The sequence below is a fragment of the Polaromonas sp. P1_E1_2 genome (assembly GCF_056406035.1).
The window spans coordinates 1-1,660 of the sequence record NZ_JBFUAZ010000774.1 but is presented as its reverse complement, the minus strand read 5'-3'; the positions used below and the strand labels follow the sequence as shown (position 1 = coordinate 1,660).

2 protein-coding genes are annotated in these 1,660 nt (G+C 63.2%); both read right to left on the bottom strand.

Features of this window, described 5'->3' with window-relative positions; translation table 11 throughout:
- The coding region (gene serS, locus AC1D1P_RS22745) for a serine--tRNA ligase (protein WP_477674553.1) at positions 1 to 1,166 on the bottom strand (1,166 nt) is incomplete at its 3' end.
- A gap of 47 nt (positions 1,167 to 1,213) precedes the next feature.
- Positions 1,214 to 1,660 (bottom strand): pyridoxal-phosphate dependent enzyme (locus AC1D1P_RS22740; protein WP_477674552.1); only part of this gene is annotated, 447 nt, incomplete at its 5' end.

Sequence of the window (1,660 nt, the reverse complement as noted above, 5' to 3'; positions counted from 1 at the left end):
TTCTTGAAGCGGGCCTGCAGGCGGCGGGCCTGGAAGGCTTCGCAGTTGGAGACCGAGCTGATTTCGCGGTAGGTGTTTTGCGCGGGCAGCCACACTTCCAGGTCGTAGGTCTTGGCGGCGCCGAAGCCCATGTCGCCGGTGCACAGCAGCATGACGCGGTACGGCAGGCCGAGCTTTTGCAAAATGGCTTCGGCGTGGCCCGTCATGGCTTCCAGCGCTTCGTAGCTTTTGTCGGGGTGCGTGATCTGCACCATCTCGACCTTGTCGAACTGGTGCTGGCGGATCATGCCTCGGGTGTCGCGGCCGTAGCTGCCGGCTTCTGAGCGAAAGCACGGCGTATGGGCGGTGTACTGAAGCGGCAAGTCAGCCTCGGCGACGATTTCATCGCGCACGAAGTTGGTCAGCGGCACCTCCGACGTGGGGATCAGGTACAGCGCAGTGCTTTCGGCTTCGGCTGCACCCTCTTGCCCGCCCTTTTTGGCGGCAAACAAATCTTCTTCAAACTTGGGCAACTGGCCGGTGCCGCGCAGTGAATCGCCATTGACGATGTAGGGCGTGTAGCACTCGGTGTAACCGTGCTCGGCGGTTTGCACATCAAGCATGAACTGCGCAAGCGCGCGATGCAGGCGCGCCAGCGGGCCTTTCATCACGGTAAAACGCGAACCGGTCAGCTTGGTGCCGAGTTCAAAGTCCAGCCCCAAAGGCTGGCCCACGTCGACGTGGTCTTTCACTTCGAAGGAGAACGCGGCCGGCTCGCCGCCCAGGCCTTCGATCGGGCTCCATTTGCGTACTTCGACATTGCCGGCTTCGCCCGCGCCTTGAGGCACGCTTTCATGCGGCAGGTTGGGCACAGCCAGCAGCAGGGTTTGCATGTCGGTCTGGATCTGATCCAGCCGCGCAGCGGAAGATTCGAGTTCGGCCTTGGAAGCGCTCACCTGCGCCATGATGGCGCTGGCGTCTTCGCCCTTGGACTTGAGCTGACCGATCTGCTTGGACAGCGTGTTGCGCTGGTTCTGCAGCTCTTCGGTGCGGATCTGCAGGGCCTTGCGTTCGGCCTCCAGCGCCTGGAAGGCTTCCACATTGAGGAAGGCTTGCGGGGTTTTACGGGTTTCCAGCCGGGCAATAGCCGAAGGCAGGTCTTTGCGAAGCAGGTTGATATCTAGCATGGGGCCATTGTATTTTGTAGGGCTGCGGTGGACAGGGCCCGTTCAGCTCAGTTCAGGCTGGCCGGGTCCAGGTTGGCACCGCAGATGATGAGGCAGACTTTTTCGTCGGCGCGCGGACGGTAGCGGCCGCTTTGCAGCGCGGCCAGCGGCAGGGCCGCCGCGGGCTCCACCGCCAGTTTCAATTCTTTCCAGAGCCATAGCTGCGCGGCGCGTATCGATTCGTCAGTCAACAGCAATGCATCGCGCACATGTGCCTGGGTGGCGTCCCAGGCCAGGCTGCCGATGCGTTTGGCACCCAGTGAGTCGGCGGCTATACCGCTGACGGYCACGTCCACCGGCTCACCAGCCTCGCGGGCTTTGTACAAGGTGGGCGCCAGCTCAGGCTCCAGCGCCACCACACGGCTGCGCTGCTCAAACCAGCTGGCCACGCCGCCAATCAGGCCGCCGCCGCCCACGCTGACGAGCACGGAATCAGGCACGCCACCCTGCTGCTC